At 70.3% G+C, this 21,295-nt stretch carries 18 protein-coding genes and 1 tRNA gene; 12 read left to right on the top strand and 7 right to left on the bottom strand.

Annotation, left to right across the window (positions count from 1 at the left end; all coding sequences use genetic code 11):
• Positions 1–45: 45 nt before the first annotated feature.
• The 9 genes from hutH to D3230_RS02695 all read left to right on the top strand — a co-directional run bounded on the left by hutH (position 46) and on the right by D3230_RS02695 (position 9,994).
• Positions 46–1,647, top strand: coding sequence for a histidine ammonia-lyase (gene hutH / locus D3230_RS02735; protein ID WP_202343452.1), 1,602 nt, complete (start codon positions 46–48; stop codon positions 1,645–1,647).
• Between the two features lie 102 nt (positions 1,648–1,749).
• On the top strand, positions 1,750–3,219 hold the full coding sequence (locus D3230_RS02730; protein WP_202343451.1) for a purine-cytosine permease family protein: 1,470 nt from the start codon (positions 1,750–1,752) through the stop codon (positions 3,217–3,219).
• Between the two features lie 9 nt (positions 3,220–3,228).
• Positions 3,229–4,011 carry an IclR family transcriptional regulator gene (locus D3230_RS02725; protein ID WP_202343450.1) on the top strand — a complete coding sequence of 261 codons (783 nt, stop codon included), beginning with the start codon at positions 3,229–3,231 and terminating at the stop codon, positions 4,009–4,011.
• Positions 4,012–4,114: 103 nt separating this feature from the next.
• A complete protein-coding gene (locus D3230_RS02720; RefSeq protein WP_202343449.1) occupies positions 4,115–4,873 on the top strand; it encodes a DUF1684 domain-containing protein in 759 nt (252 codons plus the stop codon).
• A gap of 51 nt (positions 4,874–4,924) precedes the next feature.
• Positions 4,925–6,436 (top strand): ABC transporter substrate-binding protein, encoded by a 1,512-nt coding sequence (locus D3230_RS02715; RefSeq protein ID WP_202343448.1) that lies wholly within the window; start codon positions 4,925–4,927, stop codon positions 6,434–6,436.
• A 99-nt stretch (positions 6,437–6,535) separates the two neighbouring features.
• Positions 6,536–7,498: an ABC transporter permease gene (locus D3230_RS02710; protein WP_202343447.1), complete on the top strand. Its 963-nt coding sequence runs from the start codon at positions 6,536–6,538 to the stop codon at positions 7,496–7,498.
• Positions 7,495–8,352: an ABC transporter permease gene (locus D3230_RS02705; RefSeq protein WP_202343446.1), complete on the top strand. Its 858-nt coding sequence runs from the start codon at positions 7,495–7,497 to the stop codon at positions 8,350–8,352. The genes D3230_RS02710 and D3230_RS02705 overlap by 4 nt, the downstream gene beginning before the upstream one ends.
• A complete protein-coding gene (locus tag D3230_RS02700; RefSeq protein WP_202343445.1) occupies positions 8,349–9,212 on the top strand; it encodes an ATP-binding cassette domain-containing protein in 864 nt (287 codons plus the stop codon). The genes D3230_RS02705 and D3230_RS02700 overlap by 4 nt, the downstream gene beginning before the upstream one ends.
• A complete protein-coding gene (locus tag D3230_RS02695; protein WP_202343444.1) occupies positions 9,209–9,994 on the top strand; it encodes an ABC transporter ATP-binding protein in 786 nt (261 codons plus the stop codon). Before D3230_RS02700 ends, D3230_RS02695 begins: the two co-directional genes overlap by 4 nt.
• On the opposite strand, the gene hutI is transcribed toward D3230_RS02695, so the two are convergent.
• Both hutI and hutU read right to left on the bottom strand, forming a co-directional pair.
• Positions 9,991–11,193, bottom strand: a complete 1,203-nt coding sequence (gene hutI, locus D3230_RS02690) for an imidazolonepropionase (protein WP_202343443.1) — start codon at positions 11,191–11,193, stop codon at positions 9,991–9,993. The two genes, D3230_RS02695 and hutI, sit on opposite strands and share 4 nt — an antisense overlap.
• Before the next feature lie 26 nt (positions 11,194–11,219).
• A complete protein-coding gene (gene hutU / locus D3230_RS02685; protein ID WP_202343442.1) occupies positions 11,220–12,917 on the bottom strand; it encodes a urocanate hydratase in 1,698 nt (565 codons plus the stop codon).
• Between the two features lie 172 nt (positions 12,918–13,089).
• On the opposite strand from hutU, the gene D3230_RS02680 reads away from it, so the two are divergent.
• Together D3230_RS02680 and gap are read left to right on the top strand one after the other, a co-directional pair.
• Positions 13,090–14,031, top strand: coding sequence for a GlxA family transcriptional regulator (locus tag D3230_RS02680; protein ID WP_202343441.1), 942 nt, complete (start codon positions 13,090–13,092; stop codon positions 14,029–14,031).
• A 167-nt stretch (positions 14,032–14,198) separates the two neighbouring features.
• Positions 14,199–15,200, top strand: a complete 1,002-nt coding sequence (gene gap / locus D3230_RS02675; RefSeq protein WP_202343440.1) for a type I glyceraldehyde-3-phosphate dehydrogenase — start codon at positions 14,199–14,201, stop codon at positions 15,198–15,200.
• Between the two features lie 92 nt (positions 15,201–15,292).
• Here the strand turns inward: gap and D3230_RS02670 are convergent, their stop codons facing one another.
• Together D3230_RS02670 and D3230_RS02665 are read right to left on the bottom strand one after the other, a co-directional pair.
• Positions 15,293–15,694 carry a DUF3054 family protein gene (locus D3230_RS02670; protein ID WP_202343439.1) on the bottom strand — a complete coding sequence of 134 codons (402 nt, stop codon included), beginning with the start codon at positions 15,692–15,694 and terminating at the stop codon, positions 15,293–15,295.
• On the bottom strand, positions 15,691–16,509 hold the full coding sequence (locus tag D3230_RS02665; RefSeq protein ID WP_202343438.1) for an inositol monophosphatase family protein: 819 nt from the start codon (positions 16,507–16,509) through the stop codon (positions 15,691–15,693). The genes D3230_RS02670 and D3230_RS02665 overlap by 4 nt, the downstream gene beginning before the upstream one ends.
• 294 nt (positions 16,510–16,803) lie before the next feature.
• On the opposite strand from D3230_RS02665, the gene D3230_RS02660 reads away from it, so the two are divergent.
• Positions 16,804–19,389 (top strand): right-handed parallel beta-helix repeat-containing protein, encoded by a 2,586-nt coding sequence (locus tag D3230_RS02660; protein WP_202343437.1) that lies wholly within the window; start codon positions 16,804–16,806, stop codon positions 19,387–19,389.
• A gap of 100 nt (positions 19,390–19,489) precedes the next feature.
• On the opposite strand, the gene D3230_RS02655 is transcribed toward D3230_RS02660, so the two are convergent.
• The 3 genes from D3230_RS02655 to D3230_RS02645 form a co-directional block, all read right to left on the bottom strand.
• Positions 19,490–19,561: transfer RNA gene (locus D3230_RS02655), tRNA-Lys, on the bottom strand.
• A gap of 119 nt (positions 19,562–19,680) precedes the next feature.
• The gene (gene nhaA / locus D3230_RS02650) at positions 19,681–20,877 is read right to left on the bottom strand and encodes a Na+/H+ antiporter NhaA (RefSeq protein WP_337249055.1); all 1,197 of its coding nucleotides are present in this window, start codon (positions 20,875–20,877) and stop codon (positions 19,681–19,683) included.
• 155 nt (positions 20,878–21,032) lie between these two features.
• Positions 21,033–21,242 (bottom strand): hypothetical protein, encoded by a 210-nt coding sequence (locus tag D3230_RS02645; protein ID WP_202343435.1) that lies wholly within the window; start codon positions 21,240–21,242, stop codon positions 21,033–21,035.
• Positions 21,243–21,295 lie beyond the last annotated feature (53 nt).

Here is a 21,295-nt window from a genome sequence, read left to right as displayed (position 1 = left end):
GTGTCGGAGCGGACGCGGGAAGGGCCGATGCGCTGGAATCGAGGTATGTCACAGAGCAGCCTTCCGGAGCGCGCCGCCGCCTCCGAGCGTCCCGCCGTCGTCCTGGGGGCCGCGCCCCTCACGATCTCCGACGTGGTCGCCGTCGCCCGCGAGGGTGCCCGCGTCGAGCTGGCCCCGGCGGCACGCACCGCGCTCGCCGCAAGCCGCGCGGACATTGAACGCCTCGCGAACGACACCCGCCCGCACTACGGCGTCTCGACCGGCTTCGGCGCCCTCGCGAAGGTGCAGATCCCGAGCGAGAAGCGGCAGCAGCTGCAGCGCAGCCTGATCCGTTCCCACGCGGCGGGCACCGGCCCCGAGGTGGAGCGGGAGGTGGTGCGCGCGCTGATGCTGTTGCGCCTGAACACGCTCGCGAGCGGCCGTACGGGGGTCCGCCCCATCGTCGCGGAGACGTACGCCGCGATCCTGAACGCCGACATCGTGCCCGTGGTGCACGAGTACGGCTCGCTCGGCTGCTCCGGCGACCTCAGCCCGCTCGCGCACTGCGCGCTCACGCTCATGGGGGAGGGCGAGGTGCGCCCCACGGACGACCCGGTCGCGCCTCCCGTGCCGGCGGCCGAGGCGCTCGCCGCGCACGGCATTGAGCCCCTGGTCCTCGCCGAGAAGGAGGGCCTCGCCCTCATCAACGGCACCGACGGGATGCTCGGCATGCTCTGCCTCGCCCTCCACGATCTCGCGGCGCTCCTGACCGTCGCCGATGTCGCCGCCGCCGCGAGCGTGGAAGCCCTGACCGGCACCGACACCGTGTTCGCCGCCGACCTCCAGGCGCTCCGCCCGCACCCGGGCCAGGCCGCGGCCGCCGCGAACATGCGCGCCGTGCTCGCGGGGTCCGGGCTGGTGCAGCGCCCCTCCGAAGGCGAGTTCACGCGCGTGCAGGACGCGTACTCCCTCCGCTGCGCACCCCAGGTGCACGGGGCCGCCCGCGACACCGCGGAGCACGCGTCCCGCGTCGCCGCGGCCGAGCTGCGTTCCGCCGTCGATAATCCCGTTGTGCTGCCGGACGGCCGCGTCGAATCGAACGGAAACTTCCACGGGGCGCCGGTCGCCTACGTGCTCGACTTCCTCGCGATCGCGGTGGCGGATCTCGCGAGCATGTCCGAGCGCCGCACCGATCGCTTCCTCGACGTGGCCCGGAACCACGGGTTGCCCCCGTTCCTCGCGGCCGACGCGGGCCTCGACTCCGGCCTCATGATCGCCCAGTACACGGCGGCGGGCATCGTCTCCGAGCTGAAGCGGCTGGCGGTCCCCGCGAGCGTCGATTCGATCCCGTCCTCCGCGATGCAGGAGGACCACGTGTCGATGGGCTGGCACGCGGGCCGGAAGCTCCGCCGTGCGGTCGACGGTCTCACCCGTGTGCTCGGGATCGAGCTGCTCGCCTCGACGCGCGCCCTCGACTTCCGCATCGCCGCGGGAGAGGGCACGCCGAGCCCCGCGACCGGTGCGGTGCACGCGCTGTTCCGGACCCGGATCGCGGCCCCCGACGTGGACGCGTTCCTCTCACCCGATCTCACTGCCGCCCACGACTTTGTCGCGAGCGGGGCGGTGCTGGCCGCCGTGACCGGCGCGGTCGCGGAGCCGCTCGGGTAGCGGCGGCCCCCACGGGGACCTCAGACACTTCGCGCCCCGCGCGGAGGGGGTGTGCACGACACACCCGGTATTGCAATGGCGCACACGAATTGGAGACGGACTATGACGACCGGACAGCCAGCGAACTCAGCCGAAGGCTTGATGACGCGCGAGATCAGAACGATTGAGCGGGTCCCCGAGCGCGAACGTCACGGACGCCCCTCGAACCAGTTCACGCTCTGGTTCGGGGTGAACATGACGATCACGGCGGTGGTCGACGGCGCGCTCGCGGTCACGTTCGGCACCGAAGCGCTCGCGGCGATCATCGGCCTGTTCATCGGAAATCTCCTCGGCGGGATCACCATGGCGCTGCACTCGGCCCAGGGCCCCCGGCTCGGGCTGCCACAGATGATCTCGAGCCGCGTGCAGTTCGGGGTGAAGGGCGCGGCGCTCCCGCTGATCCTCTCGGTGCTCATGTATCTCGGCTTCCAGATGACCGGCATCGTGCTGTGCGGCCAGGCGATCAACCTGATCTTCGGGTGGAACATCCCGATCGTCGGGATGATCGTGTTCGGCCTCATGACCACGGTCATCGCGGTGGTCGGCTACCGGCTGATCCACGTCATCGGACGCATCGCCGCCGTGGTCGGGGCCGTGGGCTTTGGCTATGTCGCGATCCGGCTGTTCCTCGGCTACGACGTCTCCGGCGCGTTCGGCCAGGTCGAGTTCAGCTCGGCGTCCTTCCTGCTCGCGGTCGCGCTCGCCGCTGGCTGGCAGATGACCTTTGCCCCATACGTGGCTGACTACTCGCGGTACCTCCCGAGCAAGACCACCGTCCGGTCGACCTTCTGGATGACGCTTCTGGGAACCGTCCTCGGCGGACAGATCGCGATGACGCTCGGCGTGCTGATCGCGGGCACGGTGGGCACGGACGTCTTCCTCGGAAACCAGGTGGGCACGGTGGGCACGATCGCCGGCGGTGGGGTCATCGCCACGCTGATGTACGTGGTGATCGTCGTGAACAAGCTCTCGGTGAACTCGCTGAACGCCTACGGCGGATTCATGTGCATCCTCACGATCATCACCGGATGGACCAAGCAGCGCCACATCTCGCAGCGCGTGCGCACCGGGATCATCGTGGCGTTCACTCTGCTCGCGCTCGTGTTCGCGATCGTTGCGAACGAGATCGGGTTCCTCGACGTGTTCAAGAACTTCGTGCTCGCGCTGCTGTCGGTGTTCGTGCCGTGGAGTGTCATCAACCTGGTCGACTACTACCTGATTTCGAAAGAGCGCGTCGACATTCCCGCGCTGTACGAGGACAACGGGCCGTACAAGGACTTCAACTGGATCGCGATCGGCTGCTACTTCTTTGGCGTGCTCGTGCAGCTCCCGTTCATGAACCAGGCGCTCTACGAGGGGCCGCTCGCGAAGGCGATGGGCGGGGCGGACATCTCGTGGATCGTCGCGATCGTCGCGACCGCGCTCGTGTACTACCCGCTCGCCAAGCGCACCCAGTACGTGCCGGATCACCTGATCACCGGCGACGAGGACGCGCGCGCCGCGGCGTCGTCCGACGGCGCGGTCTCGGGCTAGAGTTCCCCTATGAACGAGGTCAAGGTGCCCGCCGCGGATCAGACGCTGCGCATCATGCGCTTGCTCGCGACCGCGCGCGGGCCCCTGCCGGCCTCGATGATCGCCGCGCAGCTCGAACTTCCGCGCTCGACGGTCTACCACCTGCTGTCGACGATGCAGGGGCACGGCTTCGTGATGCACCTGCCCGAGGAACAGCGCTACGGGCTCGGGATCGCGGCGCTTGAGCTGGGGTCGGCGTATTCGCGGCAGGAACCGCTCACCCGGATCGGACGTCCGCTCGTGGCGGCCCTGGTCGAGCGGACCCGAGCGAATGGGCACCTCGCCGCGCCGCACGGCCGGGACATCGTCTACCTGATCGAGCAGCGCCTGAGCGGCGGGCCCGCGCTCGTGAGTGACGTGGACGTGCGATTGCCGATGCACCTGACCGCGAGCGGGCGTTCGATCCTCGCGGCGCTCCCGAAGGCGCAGGTGCGGGCGCTCTACCCGGACCGTGACGCGTTCGTGCATCGTCATGAGATCGAGGGCGACGCGCGGATCGACCGCTACTCGAAGCTGCGCGCGGTGCTCGACGAGACGCAGACGCGCGGCTACGGGGTCGAACGCGGGGCCGTGACCCAGGGGATCTCCTCGGTGGCCGTGCCCGTGCTCGATCATCGGAGCTGGCCGGTCGCGGCGGTGGCGCTGACCTACCGCGACGAGGACGTCGCGGCGGGCGAGGAAGCGCGGCTCGTGACCGAGCTGCGCGCGACGGCCGAGCTGCTCTCCGCTCGGATCCACGGGCGCGCCGGCTGAGTCGACGCCCGCGGCGGCTGAGGCGGCGCCCGCGCGGGGTGCCCCGTCATCTGCCGTCACAGTTTGGCATTCGCTCGCGTTATATTATTGAATAGTGATCATTATGAGTGATGCTGCGCTGACCGAGGCTATCGCCGCCTCCCGAGATACCCACGACGCCTGGCGCGAGGATCGTGCCGCCGCGGTGACCGGGCCCACCGGAAACCTGTCGTTGGTCGAAACCCGGTGGCTGCCCGCCGGCGAGGTCCCCGACACCGCGGCCGAGCAGGCCGCCGCGGGCGAGGGCATCACCGTCACCGCGCTTGCCCGCACGAACATCGACACGGGGGAGACGGAGCACGGCGTCCGTGTGTGGGACGCCGCCTCGCCTGCGATTCGCGCCTTCGACCGCATCACGGCCTTCGATTTCGCCCCGGAATGGGTGATCACCGCGCAGTTCACGCCCGTCGCGGCGGATCGCACCGTCCCGTTCGAGCACATCCGCGACAACGGTGGCAGCCGGGACCTCGTCGTTCCCGGCGATATCACCTTCACCCGCAACGGAGTCGAGTACCGCTTCGCCGCGTTCGACGACGGCGGCACGCTGCTGCTCGTGTTCGGCGACCCAACCAACACCGCGCAGGGGGAGGACGCCACGTACGGGGCCGGCCGCTTCCTGTTTGTGCAGCGCGCCGACGGTGCCTCCTTCGGTGATCCGGGCACCGTGCTCCTCGATTTCAACCGCGCCTTCGTGCCGCCCTGCGGGTTCTCCGTGCAGTACAACTGCCCGATGCCGCCGGCGCAGAATCGCTTCCCCGAGCCCGTCCTTGCCGGTGAGAAGCAGGTGGTGTTCACCGGCGACTTCGATATCTACGCGCTCTGACGCGCCCCAACCGATCCCGAGCTTGATCCCTCACTCACCCAGGAGACGTACGTGAAGCATCCCTTCGGTCGCGCGCAGCGCACCACCTCAGCGATCGCGGCGGTCGCCGCCGCAGCCCTGCTCCTCGCCGGTTGCGCGGGCGGCGGCACCGGTGCCGCGGGCCCGGACGCCGTGATCTCGGTCGGCTCGCTCTACGAGCCGGTGAACCTGTCGAATACCGCGGGCGGCGGCCAGGGCGTCACGGAAGCGCTCACCGGCAACGTCTACGAGGGGCTGTTCAAGCTCACGGACGACGGCGAGGTCGAGAACCTCCTCGCTGAGGACGTCGAAACGAGCGCCGATGGCCTGACGGTGACCGTGACGCTGCGCGAGGGCGTCACCTTCCACTCCGGCAAGGCGTTGACGTCGGCCGATGTGCAGGCGAGCGTCGAGGCGGTCACCGCCGAGGAGTCGCAGTCCGCGCGCAAGTCGAGCTTCGCGGTGATCGAATCGATCGACACGCCGGACGAGCAGACGGTGGTGTTCCACCTGAACGACCGGTCGATCTCCTTCGTGTACAACCTCAGCTACGTCTGGATCGTGAACAGCGAAGCGACGGATCTCATGAGCTCCGAGGACGGCACGGGCCCGTACACGCTCGACGAGTGGAAGCGCGGCAGCAGCCTCTCGCTCACCCGGTGGGACGACTACTGGGGCGAGCCCGCCACGAACGCCGGCGTCGAGTTCAATTACTTCACCGACGCGACGGCCCAGAACAACGCACTGCAGACCGGCAAGCTGGACCTCATCACGAGCGTGCAGAGCCCGGATCTGCTGGAGCAGTTCGAGGGGAACGCGGACTACACGATCAGCGCGGGCAACTCCACGACGAAGGAGGTGCTGGCCTTCAACGACCGGGTCGAGCCGTTCTCCGATCCGCTCGTGCGCAAAGCGCTGACCTCGGCGATCGACCGTGACAAGCTGCTCTCCGCGATCTGGGGCGACTACGGAACGCTGATCGGCTCGATGGTGCCGCCGACCGACCCCTGGTATGAGGATCTCACCGGGGTGAACCCGTACGATCCGGAGCTCGCGAAGCGCCAGCTCGCGGAGGCCGGCTACGCCGACGGCTTCGCCTTCACGCTCGACACCCCGAGCTACGATCCGCACCCGGTCGTCGCCGAGTTCGTGCAGTCGGAGCTCGCCAAGGTGGGCGTCACCGTCACGATCAACACGATCAGCGCCGACGAGTGGTACTCCAAGGTGTTTAAGGAGCGCGACTTCGAGGCGACGCTGCAGGAACACGTGAACGACCGCGACGTGGTCTGGTACGGCAACCCGGACTTCTACTGGGGCTACGACAACGCCGACGTGCAGCGCTGGGTGACCGAGGCCGAGCAGGCTCCGGACGAAGCCGCGCAGACCGAGCTCCTGAAGCAGGTCAACCGGCAGATCGCGGAGGACGCGGCCAGCGCCTGGTTGTACCTGTTCCCGCAGATCGTCGTGTCCGCGAGCGACGTCACCGGCTACCCGGTCAACGGCCTGAACTCGCAGTTCTTCGCCTACGACATCGTCAAGGGCTAAGCCACACCGCACATCCTGACCCGCCCGGCGCGTTCCCCCACGGAACACGCGCCGGGCGGGTCCGCGCGTGGGGGACGGCCCCGCGAGAGAATGACAGATATGACTCGGTACCTCGCACGCCGGCTCGGGTTCCTGCTCGGGTCATTCGCGGTCGCCATGATCGTGATTTTCGTGCTGCTCCGGCTCCTGCCGGGGGATCCGGCGAACGCGCTGCTCTCGGTGAACGCCACCCCGGAGCAGATCGCGGCCGCCCAGGAGCAGGTCGGTTCGAACCTGCCGCTGTGGAATCAGTTCACGCTGTGGGCCGGGCAGATCCTGCGCTTCGACTTCGGCACCTCGCTCATCAGCCAGCTTCCCGTGGGCCCCGAGATCGCGGCCCGGCTGGTCGTCACGCTGCCGCTGACCGTGCTCGCGTTTCTGCTGGCGGTCGTGCTCGCCCTCGTGATCGGCATTACCGCGGCCGTGAAGGCGGATCACTGGCTCGGCACGCTGCTCTCCGGTTTCTCGCAGCTGGGGATCGCGGTGCCCGCGTTCTGGGTCGGTATCCTGCTGGTCTGGCTGTTCGCCCTCGGCCTGGGCTGGCTCCCCTCGGGCGGGTTTCCCCGCGGGGACTGGGCGAATCCGGCTGAGGCACTCACCTCGCTGATCCTCCCGGTGCTGACCATCGCGATCGTGATGAGCGCCTCCCTCGCCCGCTACGTCCGCACCGCCACTCTCGACGTGCTCGGGAGCGACTACCTGCGCACCGCGCGGGCGCACGGGGCCGGCTTCGGTGAGGCGCTGATCCGGCACGGCCTGCGCAACGGCTCGGTGCCGGTCATCGCGATCCTCGGCATCGAGCTGTCCACGGCGCTGATCGGCGCGGTCGTGGTCGAGAGCGTGTTCAGCCTGCCCGGGCTGGGCAGCCTACTGCTCGGCGGCATCACCCAACACGACTACGTCACTATCCAGGGGGTCCTCGTGGTCAGCACCCTGTTCGTCCTGCTCGTGGGCTTCGCCGCCGACGTGGTGCAGCGCATCGTCGACCCGCGACTGCGCCAGAGTGTTTCGGGGAACCGATGAGTCAAGAGATCCTCGCTCCGCGTCGCCGCGGCTCCCGCGGCACGTCCAGCCGTGCGACCCTCATCCTCGGCCTCGCGCTCACCGGCGTGGTCGTGGTGCTCGCACTCGTGTCACTCGTGTGGCTCCCGTATGCGCAGGGGGACACGAGCGGTGGCCGGCTCGAGGGCGCGAGCGCCGCGCACTGGATCGGCACGGACAAGCTGGGCCGCGACCTCTTCACCCAGCTCATGATCGGGGCCCGGATCGCCCTCAGCGTGGGAGCGGGATCCGTCGCGATCGCCGCCGTGCTCGGCATCACGCTCGGGCTCGTCGCGGCCTTTGCGCGCCCCTGGCTCGATGACACGCTCTCCGCCTGGCTGGACGTGATGATCGCGTTCCCGGTGCTGCTGCTCGCCATGCTCATCGTCGCGGTGCAGGGTGCCTCGCTGGGGTCCGTGATCCTCGCGATCGGGCTCGGGATGTCCGCCGTGATCGCGCGCCTCACGCGGGTGCTCGCGAAGCGCGTGCTCCAGGAGCAGTACATCACGGCGGCGCGCACGAGCGGCACGCGCTGGCTCGGGATCGTGTTCGGCCACGTGCTGCCCAATATTGCCCCCATGCTCGCCTCGGCGCTCGCCCTGCAGTTCGGGATCGCGGTGCTCGCGGAAGCCAGCCTGAGCTACCTCGGCCTCGGGGCCCCACCGCCGAACGCCTCCTGGGGGCGTCTGCTGCAGGAAGCGCAGGGCACCGTCCTCACCGCACCGCTCGGGGCGATCGTGCCGGGTCTCGCGCTCGTCGTGCTCGTGCTCGGCGTCAACTTCATCGCGGACGGCCTGCGCGCGTTCACCGACCCCACAACCCGGAGGGCCCGATGACCGCCGCACCCGCGACACACGCTGCACCGCTGCTCACCGTGCGCGATCTCACCGTCACGACCGCCGACGGCACCCCGCTCGTGTCGGACATCTCGTTCGACATCGCCGCGGGGGAGCGCTTCGGGCTGATCGGCGAGTCCGGATCCGGCAAGTCGGTGACCTCACTGGCCTTGACCGGGCTGCTCGCCCCGGGGCTCACGGCGAACGGCTCCGTGCTCCTCGCGGGGACGCAGACGGTGGGGGCGACGGACGCCGTGCTCCGGCCCCTGCGCGGGCCGGTGGCCTCGATCGTGTTCCAAGAGCCGCTGACGGCGCTCGACCCGCTGATGCGCGTGGGCAGGCAGGTGGCCGAGCCGATCCGGCGGCACCGGGGACTCACCGGGGCCGCGCTCGATGCGGCGGTGCGCGACGCGCTCGCCGAGGTCGCCCTCACCGAGCCGCGCATTGCGCGCGCCTACCCGCACGAACTCTCGGGCGGCCAGCGTCAGCGCATCGCCATCGCGATCGCCCTGGGAGCCGAGCCGCGCCTGCTCATCGCGGACGAGCCCACCACGGCGCTCGACGTGACGGTGCAGCAGGAGGTGCTCACCCTGCTCGACCGACTCGTCCGCGAGCGCGGCATGGCACTGCTCTTCATTAGCCACGACCTCGCCGTGGTGTCACAGATCGTGGACCGGATCACCGTGATGCAGCGGGGCCGCGCGGTGGAAACCGGCGCGACCGAACGGGTGTTGTGGGCCCCCGAACACGAGTACACGCAGCGGCTCGTCGCCAGCGCCCGGGCGCTCGACGCGGCGCTCGACGTCGCCCCCGGGGCCGCGCCCGCGTCGTCCCCCTCTGCCGCGGAGGAGAACCGATGAGCCTGCTCGAACTGCACCAGGCAAGCTTCGCCTACGGAAAACGCACGGTGGTGCACGACGTGTCCCTCAGCGTTGCGGCCGGCGAGACGGTCGGGCTTGTGGGGGAGTCCGGATCCGGCAAATCCACGATCCTGTCGCTGCTGCTCGGCCTGCGCGCACCGCAGACGGGCGAGCTTCGCTTCGACGGCGCACCGCTCATGCTGCGGGATCGCGCGCAGATGCGGCGCTTCCGCGCGAGTGTGCAGACGGTGTTTCAAGACCCGTACTCCTCGCTCGACCCGCGGCAGCGGATCGACCGCATCGTCGCGGAGCCGCTGCGATCGCTCGGGCTTGCCACGGGGGATGAGGCCCGGAACCGCGTCGCGGCGGCACTCGCCGCCGTCGGCCTGCCCGAGGATACCGCTGAGCGCTACCCGCACGAGTTCTCGGGCGGCCAGCGGCAGCGGATCGCGATCGCGCGGGCGACGGTGTCGAATCCCCGCGTGCTGCTCGCGGACGAGCCGGTGAGCGCGCTCGATGTCACGACGCGCACCCAGGTCATCGATCTCCTCACTGAGTTGCGTGCGGAGCGTGGCTTGGCGCTGGTCATGGTGTCGCACGATCTGAGCGCCGTCGCGGCGGTCTGCGAGCGCACCGTCGTGCTGCGCGCGGGCCGCGTCGTCGAGCAGGGGCCCACGCGAGAGATCCTCACGCGCCCCGCAACGGAGTACGCCCGGGAACTCGTGGCCGCGGTGCCGCGGTTGCGGCGACGCAGCCCGGAGCTCCCGGGCGCTCGCGGCTAAACGACGCGCGTCCCGGCCCGCCACACGGCCGCGGTGAGCGGCATGCCTGGGCGGTAGGCGAGGTGGGTCGCCGCGGGGGCGTCGAGCAGGTGGAGGTCGGCCCGCGCCCCGGGCTCGATGACGCCGACCCGGCGCTGGATCGCGCCGCTCGGGTCCCGCCACCCGTCCTCGTGCATGCCGAGGGCGATGGCGCCGCCGAGCGTTGCCGCGCGCACGGCCTCCGCGATTGTGAGCCCCATTTGCAGCACGGCGGTCGCGACGCAAAACGCCATCGAGCTCGTGTACGAGGTCCCGGGGTTGCCGTTCGACGCGATCGCGACGGTGACCCCGGCGTCGAGGAGCTGCCGGGCGGGTGCCAGCGGCATCCGCGTGGAGAGGTCACAGGCGGGCAGCACCGTCGCGACCGTGCCGCGGCGACCGTCCGCCCAGGAGCCCGCGAGCGCCGCGATATCCGCGTCGCTCAGGAATCCGACGTGATCCACGCTCAGGGCCTCGTACTCCACGGCGAGCTGCACCCCGGGGCCGTGGCCCAGCTGGTTCCCGTGCACGCGGGTGGCCAGGCCGTGCCGGCGCGCGGCATCGAGCACGCGGGCTGACGCCGCGCGGTCGAAGGCGCCCTCCTCGCAGAACACGTCCACGGCGCTCACGAACGGGGCGACCGCGTCGAGCATCGGCCCCGTCACGAGATCGAGATACGCGTCCGGATCCGATCCGGCGGGCACCACGTGGGCACCGAGGAACGTCACCGCGTCGGCGTGGCGGCCCGCGATCTGGGCCGCGCGCACCTCATCTGGGGTGGTGAGGCCGTAGCCGGTCTTGGTCTCCAGGGTGGTCGTGCCACCGCGTCGGGCCTCGGCCACGAGGCGCGTCAGATTCGCCTCGAGCTCCGCGTCGGAGGCGGCTCGGGTCGCCGCTACCGTGACATTGATTCCCCCGGCCGCGTACGCCTCGCCAGCCATCCGGGCCTCGAACTCGGCGGTGCGGTCGCCGGCGAACACGAGGTGCGAGTGGGAGTCGACCCAGCCGGGCAGGAGTGCCCGCCCGGCTGCGTCGAAGCGCTCATCCGCGGTGGGTGCGTCGGCGGACGCACCCACCCACGCAATCGCCCCGTCGGCGACGACTACCGCGGCATCGCGGAGCCGCTCACCCACATTGGTCGTGAGTTCGCCGATATTGTCGATCAGCAGTGTGTGCGTCATGATGTCGGTTCACCCATGCCTTGTTTCTACCACGCCTCGTCGGTGTTGCGGATGGTCGGCGTCATCGGAACGCGGACCCCGCGCTCCGCGGCGACATCGACCGCGCGCTGGTAGCCGGCGTCGACGTGCCGGATGACGCCCATGCCAGGGTCGTTGGTGAGCAGACGCTGCAGCTTCTCCGCAGCGAGCGGCGTGCCGTCTGCGACGGAGACCTGGCCGGAGTGGATCGAGCGGCCGATGCCCACCCCGCCGCCGTGGTGCAGGGAGACCCAGGTCGCACCCGAGGATGCGGCCGTGAGGGCGTTGAGCAGGGGCCAGTCCGCGATCGCATCGGAGCCGTCGGCCATGGCCTCGGTCTCGCGGTACGGCGAGGCGACGGATCCCGAGTCGAGGTGGTCGCGGCCGATCACGATCGGCGCGCTGATCTTGCCCTCGGCGACGAGCTCGTTGAAGCGGACCGCGGCCTTCGCGCGGTCGCCGTAGCCGAGCCAGCAGATGCGTGCGGGGAGTCCCTCGAACTCGACGCGCTCCTGGGCCGCGCGGATCCAGCGGTGCAGGTGGGCGTTCTCCGGGAAGAGCTCGAGCAGCGCCTCATCCGTGACGCGGATGTCCTCGGGATCGCCCGAGAGCGCTGCCCAGCGGAACGGCCCGAGGCCCTCGCAGAACAGGGGCCGGATGTAGGCCGGGACGAACCCGGGGAACTCGAAGGCGCGGTCGTAGCCGCCCTGCCGGGCTTCATCGCGGATCGAGTTGCCGTAGTCGAAGACCTCGGCACCGGCGTCCTGGAACTCCACCATTGCCTGGACGTGGGCGGCCATTGCCGCCCGGGCGTCGCGGGTGAAGCCCTCGGGGTCGGCCTCGGCCCGGGCCAGACGATCCGCCACGTCGTAGCCGATCGGCAGGTACGAGAGGGGATCGTGGGCGCTTGTCTGATCCGTCACGATATCGATCGTGATCTCGCCGGCGCGATGCCGGCGCAGGATCTCGGGGAACACCTCGGCCGCGTTGCCGACGAGCCCGACCGACCAACCGCGACGCTCATCCTTCGCCTGCTGCACCTTCGCGAGCGCTTCGTCGAGATCGCTCGTGACCTCGTCCAGGTAGCGCTTGCCCGCGCGGCGCTGCAGCCGCGACTCGTCGACGTCGACGATGAGGCAGGCACCGTCGTTGAGGGTGACCGAGAGCGGCTGGGCACCGCCCATGCCGCCGCAGCCGCCGGTGAGGGTGATCGTGCCGGCGAGGCTGCCGCCGAAGCGCTTGCGCGCGATCGCAGCGAAGGTCTCGAAGGTGCCCTGCAGAATGCCCTGGGTGCCGATGTAGATCCAGGATCCGGCGGTCATCTGCCCGTACATCATCAGGCCCTCGGCCTCGAGCTTGCGGAACTCGGGCCAGGTGGCCCAGTCGCCCACGAGATTCGAGTTCGCGATGAGCACGCGCGGGGCCCACACGTTCGTGCGGAACACGCCCACGGGCTTGCCCGACTGCACGAGCAGGGTCTCGTCCTCCTCGAGATCGCGGAGCGTGTCGACGATGGCGTCGTAGGCCTCCCAGCTGCGCGCGGCACGTCCGGTCCCGCCGTAGACGACGAGATCGTCGGGGCGTTCCGCGACCTCGGGGTCGAGATTGTTCATCAGCATGCGGAGCGGAGCCTCGGTCTGCCAGCTCTTGGCGGAGAGGTCGGTGCCGCGAGGTGCGCGGACGGGGCGTGCGCCGGGGAGAGTCATGCTCGGGTCCTTTCGGGAGAGGCGTTGCGACCGTGCAACGCATGACTCCATCTCATCGTGCGGAGCGGGGGCGAACAACGCGAGACACCGGGTCACTGTCCGGGATCCCAGACGGCATGCGCCGGTCTCACTGGCTGGGAAAACGCGCCCCGAAGGCCGTACGCTGGAGGGTATGAGGCGAGTCGCGGTCGTGGTGCTCGAAGGAGCAAAACCCCTGGACGTGGGCATCCCCGCGCAGGTCTTCACCCAGCGCAAGAGCATGCCCTACACGGTGGACGTGTGCGGCGTGCGGCCGGGCCTGATCGCGGGCGGGGACGGCCTCTCGTATCACGTTGAGCACGGGCTCGACGCGCTCGAACGCGCAGACCTGATCTTCGTTCCCGGGACCCGCAACCCGGACCGAGACCCGCCTCCCCTCGAACTCACCCAGGCGCTCCGCACCGCGCACGCCCGGGGAGCGCGGCTGGCCGCGATTTCCACCGGGGCGTTCGCGCTCGCCGAGACCGGGCTGCTCGACGGCAAGCGCGCCACCACGCACTGGCACTATTCACGCATCCTCGCGGAGCGCTACCCCGAGGTCCAGGTGGACGAGCGCGTGCTCTTCGTGGATGAGGGCTCCGTCCTCACCTCCGCGGGTGCCGCGTCCGGGATCGACCTGTGCCTGCACATCCTGCGCAAAGAAGCCGGAATGGCGATCGCCAATCACGCCGCGCGCCGTCTGGTCGCGGCCCCGTACCGGAGTGGGGGACAGGCCCAGTACCTCCCGCAGGGCGTCCCCGCCCCGCACGGCGAGCGCTTCACCCAGACCCGCGAGTGGGCGTTGCGGCACCTCGCCGAACCGCTCGGTATCGCGCAGCTCGCCGCTCACGCCCGGGTGTCATCCCGCACCTTCTCCCGGCGTTTTCTCGATGAGACCGGGTATTCCCCCATGCAATGGATCATGCGGGCGCGCGTGGACCGCGCCAGGGAACTGCTCGAGGAAACGAATCTCGGGGTGGACGAGATCGCCGCGACGGTCGGGCTCGGTTCGGCCACGAACCTGCGCCGCCACTTCCGCGCCGTGCTCGGCACCACGCCGACTGACTACCGCAGTACCTTCTCCCGAGAGCGCTGACCGCCCGGTCCTGGGCGGCTCGGCCCGGTGCCCCGGCCCGAGCTTCGCCCCAAGTTGGCATGATCCGTGCGAAGAGTGGCTATAGCGCCACTCGCGGAGCTTCGTGAGTCCGGCCAGAGTGGTACCAGAGGGTTCGCACAGTGCGACGGAATGGAGAACGCGAGGAAATGACTGGTCGGGTAGCAATTAACGGGTTCGGGCGCATCGGACGCGGCGTACTCCGAGCGATCCTGGACGGCGAGAGCGGCTTGGACGTGGTCGCGATCAACGATCTCACCGATCCGGCCACCCTCGCGCATCTGCTGAAGCGCGACAGCCTCTACGGCACGCTGCCCGTCGAGGTCAGCGTGGACGGCGACCACCTCGTGGTCGGTGAACGCCGCATCCGGGTGTTCGCGGAGCGCGAGCCGTCGAAGCTCCCGTGGGCTGAACTGCAGATCGACGCCGTTCTCGAGTCCACCGGGTTCTTTACTGCCGCGGAGGACGCCCGGCAGCATATCGATGCCGGGGCTCGCCGCGTCCTCGTGAGCGCACCCTCGAAGGGGGCCGACCTGACGGTGGTCGTCGGCGTGAACGACGACCGCTACGACGCCGCCCAGCACACGATCGTGTCAAACGCCTCGTGCACCACGAACGCGCTCGCCCCGCTGGCCCAGGTCCTCGACGACCTCGCCGGGATCGAGTACGGCTCGATGAGCACCGTGCACGCGTACACGCAGGACCAGCGTCTGCAGGACGCCCCGCACGCCGACCTGCGTCGCGCCCGGGCCGCGGCGCTCAACATCGTGCCGACCTCCACGGGTGCGGCGAAGGCCATCGGCCTCGTGCTCCCGCAGCTTGACGGCAAACTGTCCGGCAGCTCGCTCCGGGTGCCCGTGCCGGTGGGCTCGATCGTTGAACTGCACGCCACCGTCTCCCGCGACGTGACTCGTGACGAGGTCCTCGCCGCGTACCGGGACGCCGCCGACGGCCGTCTCGACGGTGTGCTCGAATACTCCGAGGAGCCGCTCGTGTCCACCGACATCGTGGGCAACCCGCACTCGTCGATCTTCGACTCCGAGCTCACCCACGTCTCCGGGAAGCACGTGAAGGTCGTCGCCTGGTACGACAACGAGTGGGGCTTCTCCAACCGCGCGGTTGCCGCGCTGCGGATGCTCGCCGCGGGCTAAGCGGCCCAGCACTTCCGAGACTCTCCCGAAACCACCTCGCCGCGGGCTGTGCCCGGCCTGCGGCGAGGTTTTCGGCGTACGCGCTGCGCGGGCTACGCGCCGCGCGGGCGTCGCAGCCGCATGGCGAGCGCCGCGATCCCGCGCCAGCCGAGCAGGAAGAGCCCGAGCGTGAGCAGCGTGACCAGCATGAACGCGGGTGCCATGCCGCCCCCGCTCACCCACCGTAGCCCGAGCCCGAGCACGACGGTGCCGAGCCACACGGGAAGCCCGGTGCCGAGGAGCGCCGCGGGGCGTCGCCACGCGCGTGCCACGACCCACGACACGGCGAGTGCCGCAAGGAACGGCCAGGCGGTATCGACGAGGCCGAGCAGCGTGGCCTCGCGCGCGTGACTGCCGCGGCCGAGCGCCGCGAACAGGATGACCAGCGCCGCGTCACCGACGAACGCCAGCACCGGGACGAGCGCAGGGGTGCGGGACCGTGCGTCGCCGTTCACGAGTCCTCGCCCCCGGCGGCCGCGTGCGCGGCGGAGACGACGCCAAGCACCGCGTCGTGGAGCGCGCCGTTGGTGGCGAGCGAACTGCCGTTCCACGCGCTGTCCGCGCCCGTGATGTCGGTGAAGCGGCCGCCGGCCTCCTGCACGATCGGGACGAGCGCCGCGAGATCGTAGGGCTTCACATCGAACTCGGCGACGATGTCCACGAGCCCCTCGGCGAGGAGCATGTACGACCACATGTCGCCGTAGGCGCGATCGCGCCACACCGCGCGGCTCAGGGAGATCAGCGGCGAGAGGTACCCCGCCAGATCCCACTGCTCGATGCTCTGGAAACTCAGGGACGCGTGCTCGAGCTCGCTGACCCCGGACACGCGCAGTCGGCGGGGCGCTTCGCCCGCCTGCTGTCCCCAGGCCCCGCCTCCGAGTTCAGCCCACCACCGCGCGCCAAACGCGGGCGCCGACACCACGCCGACGGTCTGCACGCCGTCAACTTCGAGCGCGATCAGCGTCGCCCAGTTCGGGACGCCGCGAAGGAAGTTCGAGGTTCCGTCGATCGGGTCGATGATCCAGCGCCGGGTGCCCCGGTCTGCCGTGCCGGATTCTTCCCCGAAGAAACTGTCCTCCGGGAGCGCGGCTTCAATCCGCTCCCGGATCGCGCGCTCGACCGCCTGATCGGCGTCCGTCACGTACGTGCGATCGGGCTTGGTCGAGATCGCCAGGTCTGCGGCGCGGAAACGGGGGAGCGAGACGGCATCGGCGAGCGTGGCGAGCTCGAGCGCGAACGCGAGATCGGCGGACGGGGTGGGAGGAATCATCGGGCTGCTCCGGGAAATTCGAGGTCGGATCCGCGCGCCCCGCACGGGAGGGTCGGCACGTGTCGTGCCCGTGCCGCGCGTGCGCCCAGTCTATCGGCGCGGTGTCACGGGCGCGGGTGGAGCGGGCATGAACTTTACGGAAAACAATGTACAAACGCATGGCGGGTGTATAGCCTGAGGCGTGTGCGCCGTGGGGGTACGCACCGCTTCTTGCGCAGTGACGCGTGGACGTTGAACTGGTGTAACCCACCCCTGGGCCGGCAAGACCAACGTCTATCGAAGCGGAGGCAACACATGGGGGTACAGATTCGTCGGAGGGCCAGTGCATCGCACGGGGCCGGAGAGCGGCCCGAGGGCTGGGCACTGCGGCGGGCTCGCCGCGGCATCGCCGGGACCGCCGCGATCGCACTCGGCGCGCTGGGCGGGGGCGGGCTCGCGGTCTCGCAGGCCGCCCACGCTGAGGCCGCGGCGCCGCAGGTGCTCACCGTCACCACGAACCTCGATACGCCGTTCGGTGATCCGACCACGCCGGGGTCGCTCCGCGCGGCGTTTGCGGAGGTGGAAGCCGCGTCTCAGGCTGCCGCGGAACCGACCGCCTTCGAGATTCAGATTCAGCCCGGCATCGGCGACATCGCCCTCGTTGACTATCTTGAACTCGAGGTCGGGGAGCAGGCGCAGAGCCTCTCGATCACCGGCGCGGCCGGCGGCGACTCCGTGCTCGACCTCGCGGACAACGGCGTCTACCTGCGCGCGTCCGCCGGGGTCGACGCCTTCGCGGTCGCGGACCTCACCGTCCAGAACGGCATGGGCTTCGAAGCGCGGGAGATGGAATCGACCGCCGGCAGCTGGTCGAACGTCACGTTCGATCGGGTCGAGTCGGTGCGCCTCGGGGGCACCGCGCAGGACACGATCACGGGCGTGACCGCCACGGACTCGCGGGTGAACCTCGAGGTTGGCGTCGAAAACGGGCAGAGCGTCCCGGGGGAGTACGCGCTGACGCTCTCGGACAGTAGTTTCACGAACACGCCGCTCGGCGTTGACGCTCACGCGTCAGTGAGCAACACCCTCGAACTGTCGGAGCTGACGCTCACCGATGCGCCCGAGCAGGCGGCGCTCACGGTGATGAACGGCGGAGGTGCCGACGTCCGCCTCAGCCTCGCGGACTCGCACATCAGCGGTGCCGGGTACGGCGCTATCTCGACGCAGCGCGTGTCGACGGTCACGCTTGAGCGGACCGAGATCACCCAGAACGAGGGCGACGCGATCGTGTCGGTGAGCGCGGACGAGACCCGGCGCTCCAGCCTCGTGCTGCGGGACATGGTCGTGGCAGACAACGAATCCTACGACGGCGCCGTCCTCATCACCGGGCCCGTAGCCGACTTCACTGTCGAGGGCTCGCGGTTCACCGGCAACAGCGCGATCAACAGTGCGGGTGCCATCCAGGCGAATCAGAACGCGGCATCGGACTACACTGACCACACCTTCGCGGTGACCGGCTCGCTCTTCGAGGGCAACAGCTCGACCGGCCAGGGGGCCGGGGCGATCTCCGCCCCGGGCTGGTTCGCAACGCCGGACGGCGCCGGCCTCACGGTCCGGGACTCCACCTTCCGCGCGAACACCTCGGCGAGCACCGCGGCTGACCTGGCGCTCGTGTCCGTGCAATCCTCCGAAGGGGATGCACGGCTCGAAATCACCGGCAGCACATTTGCGGACCCCGCGGGCAATGCCGAGACCGGGCGGTCGGTCTCGATGCTGGATCTCCTCGGCGCGAGGGTATCGGTTGAAAACTCGACGTTCAGCGGCAGCGATGACGGGGCACCCTTCCTCGGCGTCGGATTCTTTGGGGACGAGTCGCAGCTCGCGCTGACGCACAACACCTTTGTGGGCGGCGGCGTCCGGGTCGCCCAGGCGCTGCCCGGCGCGGCCGACGCGATCGTCGTCCGTGGGACGGCGTTCGACGCACCGGCGGATCCGCTCGAGGTGGTGGTCGGGGAGACGCCCGTACAGCACGAGGCCACGGTGACGCGCACCGCGTCCGAGTTGCTCCCCGGTGCCGTGTCCGCGACGAGCGCCGAGTTCGCGCTCGGCGCGCTCGGTGAGCACGGCGGCCCGACCCCCACGCACCTCCCCGCGGGCGACTCCGTGTTGGTGGATGCGGCCGGTACGGCCCCGGTTGCGGCGGACCAGCGCGGCGTATCGCGGCCCCAGGGAGCGGCTGCCGACGTTGGCGCAGTGGAACGCGCGGTCGGTGTCGTCGCGCTCGTCGCCGACCTGACGGTTGTCGAGGGCGAGGACGCCGTGCTCCCCGTGGTGCGGGACGCCCCGGACGTGCCGGAGCTCGCGGGGCCCGCCTCCGCCACGCTCGAGGCGACGGACGGGAGCGCGGTGCGCGACACCGACTTCACCTTTGCCGACGGCACGGTGGAGTTCGCTGCCGGCGCGGGCGACGCGGCCGCGGCCGCGGCGCAGCCCGGAACGCTCACCGTGCCCACGATCGATCGCGCGGGAACCCAGGGTCCTCGCACGTTCACCGTTGCCGTCGCCGCGGTTGCGGACGGCGACGTCGTCGGTTCGCCCGAGCGCGTCACCGTGACGATCACCGACCGCGACGAGGGGACGACGGACGGGACCACCGAGGGAACGACAGACGGGACCACCGACGGTACGACGGATGGGACCACCGACGGCGCAACGGACGGCAGCACCGACGGCGCGACCGATGGCGGCCCGACCCCGGGTACGACCGGTGGCACGGGCGGCGCGCTCGCGACAACCGGCGGGAGCAGTGCCGTGTGGCCGGCGTTGCTCGGCGGTGCCGCGCTGCTGCTCGGTGCCGCGCTCCTGATGGGGCGCCGGGCGCGGCGTTCGACGGACGCCTAGCCAGAGTGCCCGGGGCGGCCGCAGGGCCGCCCCGGGCACCGGGTGCGGCCCTGTGCACACAAGAAAGGCCCGAGATCGTCATGATCTCGGGCCTCATTTGTACACCCCCCCGGACTCGAACCGGGAACCCGCTGATTAAGAGTCAGCTGCTCTGCCATTGAGCTAGAGGTGCTCGCTGCGCTTGCGGCAACAGATATAAGTTAGCACGGGCCCCGCCCGCCACCCAAATTCGGCCCCGCAGCTCGCGCGTGTCACGCGGCTGAACGGGGCCGAAACGGGAGGTGCGCGGTGTCAGCGCGCTGCGCGGCGGCGCGGCCGATCCCGCCGCACGAGGAACCCGGCGGCAACGGCCACTGCGATCACGGAGCCCGCCATGACCGCGAGGCGCGCGGTGTCGGCATCCCCGGGGTCGGAGAAGCTCAGCTCGGTCACGAGCAGGGACACGGTGAAGCCGACGCCGGCGAGCGCCCCCACGCCGATCAGTTCACGCCAGGAGACCGCCGGATCGAGCTCGGCCCGGGTGAAGCGCGTGAGTACCCAGGTGGTCAGTGCGATCCCGACGGGCTTCCCGATGACGAGCCCGACCATGATGCCGAGTGCGATCGGGTCGAGCGGGAAGCGGGAGGCCCCGCCCACGGCGACGCCCGCCGCGAAGAACGCGAAGATCGGCACCGCGATGCCCGTGGAGAGCGGCCGGAACCGGTGCTCGAAGGTTTCGGCGAGCTGCGTGCCCTGCTTCCCGTTCACGGGGACGAGGAACGCGAGCAGCACGCCGGCGATCGTAGCGTGGATCCCGCTCGCGTAGAACAGCGCCCAGGCCACGATCCCGATCGGCAGCATGACGAGCCACGGGCCCCACGTCGAGCGGGCGAGTTGCGCCGCATACGTGCGGGCGATGAACGCGTAGAGGGCGAGCGGGATGACCGAGAGGGCGAGGGGGGCGAATTGGATGCTATCGGTGTAAAACACGGCGATGATGGTGATCGCGATCAGATCATCGACGACGGCAAGCGTCAACAGGAACATGCGCAGCGCGGGCGGAATGCGCGGGGCGATGAGGCCAAGCACCGCAACCGCGAACGCAATATCCGTGGCCGTGGGGATCGCCCAGCCGTGCGCCCCCGGAGTGCCCGAGGTGAAGGAGATGTAGAGCAGGGCGGGTACGGCGACGCCGCCGAATGCTGCGGCCACGGGAACGATCGCGGTGGAGAACCGGCTGAGTGCCCCGGCCACGAACTCGCGCTTGAGTTCGAGGCCCACCATGAAGAAGAAGATCGCGAGGAGGCCGTCGGACGCCCAGTGCCCCACGCTCAGGTGGAGCCCCAGCGCTTCGGGGCCGATCTTCGTCTCACGCAGGGTGAAGTACCCCTCGGCGAGCGGACTGTTCGCGGCGAGGAAGCCGAGGAGCGCGGCGATCATGACGATGACGCCGCCGATCACTTCGGCACGCAGGAGGCGGCTGACGCGGGCGGCTTCGCGCTTGCTCACGAGGGAGAGGATGCGACGCCGGCGCGGGCGCTGGGCGGGGGGAACAGAAGAAGTCGGGCTCATGGGCTCGCTTTCACTCGGGTTCGGTCAACGACATTGTCGACCAGACTTCCCGACGCACCGTGGACCAGCCTACCGGCTTGCAGCCCTGCGCGTCAGGATTCCTTGCGCGCGATTTCGTCTTCGCGATCCTGCTCCTGCATGGCGACGCTTGCGACGGCGAGGGCGAGCCCGAGGAGCCACACGCCCCACACGAGGAACCGGCGCCAGTCTCGGCGCATGGATCCGGCTCGTCGAGCGGTCCCGACGGCCCCGACTGCGGCCCCGAGGACTCCGGGGTTGGTGAGGTACTTTCCGATCGACACGTGGCCTCCGTTCTCGGTGTGTGCTGTTCAGCCTACTGGGGGCGCGGCGAAGA

Origin of the sequence: Leucobacter chromiireducens subsp. solipictus, from assembly GCF_016758195.1 — a bacterium.
Taxonomy (GTDB): domain Bacteria; phylum Actinomycetota; class Actinomycetes; order Actinomycetales; family Microbacteriaceae; genus Leucobacter; species Leucobacter solipictus.
The sequence above is the reverse complement of the archived record's forward strand: the minus strand, read 5'-3'. Positions and strand labels throughout refer to the sequence as shown.

Excerpts from the sequence above, each read along its gene's own strand:
- hutI (WP_202343443.1), bottom strand. The coding sequence starts at position 11,193 with ATGACGCACACACTGCTGATCGACAATATCGGCGAACTCACGACCAAT.
- D3230_RS02705 (WP_202343446.1), top strand. The coding sequence starts at position 7,495 with ATGAGTCAAGAGATCCTCGCTCCGCGTCGCCGCGGCTCCCGCGGCACG.
- hutH (WP_202343452.1), top strand. The coding sequence starts at position 46 with ATGTCACAGAGCAGCCTTCCGGAGCGCGCCGCCGCCTCCGAGCGTCCC.
- D3230_RS02680 (WP_202343441.1), top strand. The coding sequence starts at position 13,090 with ATGAGGCGAGTCGCGGTCGTGGTGCTCGAAGGAGCAAAACCCCTGGAC.
- D3230_RS02725 (WP_202343450.1), top strand. The coding sequence starts at position 3,229 with ATGAACGAGGTCAAGGTGCCCGCCGCGGATCAGACGCTGCGCATCATG.
- gap (WP_202343440.1), top strand. The coding sequence starts at position 14,199 with ATGACTGGTCGGGTAGCAATTAACGGGTTCGGGCGCATCGGACGCGGC.
- D3230_RS02710 (WP_202343447.1), top strand. The coding sequence starts at position 6,536 with ATGACTCGGTACCTCGCACGCCGGCTCGGGTTCCTGCTCGGGTCATTC.
- D3230_RS02730 (WP_202343451.1), top strand. The coding sequence starts at position 1,750 with ATGACGACCGGACAGCCAGCGAACTCAGCCGAAGGCTTGATGACGCGC.
- hutU (WP_202343442.1), bottom strand. The coding sequence starts at position 12,917 with ATGACTCTCCCCGGCGCACGCCCCGTCCGCGCACCTCGCGGCACCGAC.
- D3230_RS02695 (WP_202343444.1), top strand. The coding sequence starts at position 9,209 with ATGAGCCTGCTCGAACTGCACCAGGCAAGCTTCGCCTACGGAAAACGC.
- D3230_RS02660 (WP_202343437.1), top strand. The coding sequence starts at position 16,804 with ATGGGGGTACAGATTCGTCGGAGGGCCAGTGCATCGCACGGGGCCGGA.
- D3230_RS02720 (WP_202343449.1), top strand. The coding sequence starts at position 4,115 with ATGAGTGATGCTGCGCTGACCGAGGCTATCGCCGCCTCCCGAGATACC.
- D3230_RS02700 (WP_202343445.1), top strand. The coding sequence starts at position 8,349 with ATGACCGCCGCACCCGCGACACACGCTGCACCGCTGCTCACCGTGCGC.
- D3230_RS02665 (WP_202343438.1), bottom strand. The coding sequence starts at position 16,509 with ATGATTCCTCCCACCCCGTCCGCCGATCTCGCGTTCGCGCTCGAGCTC.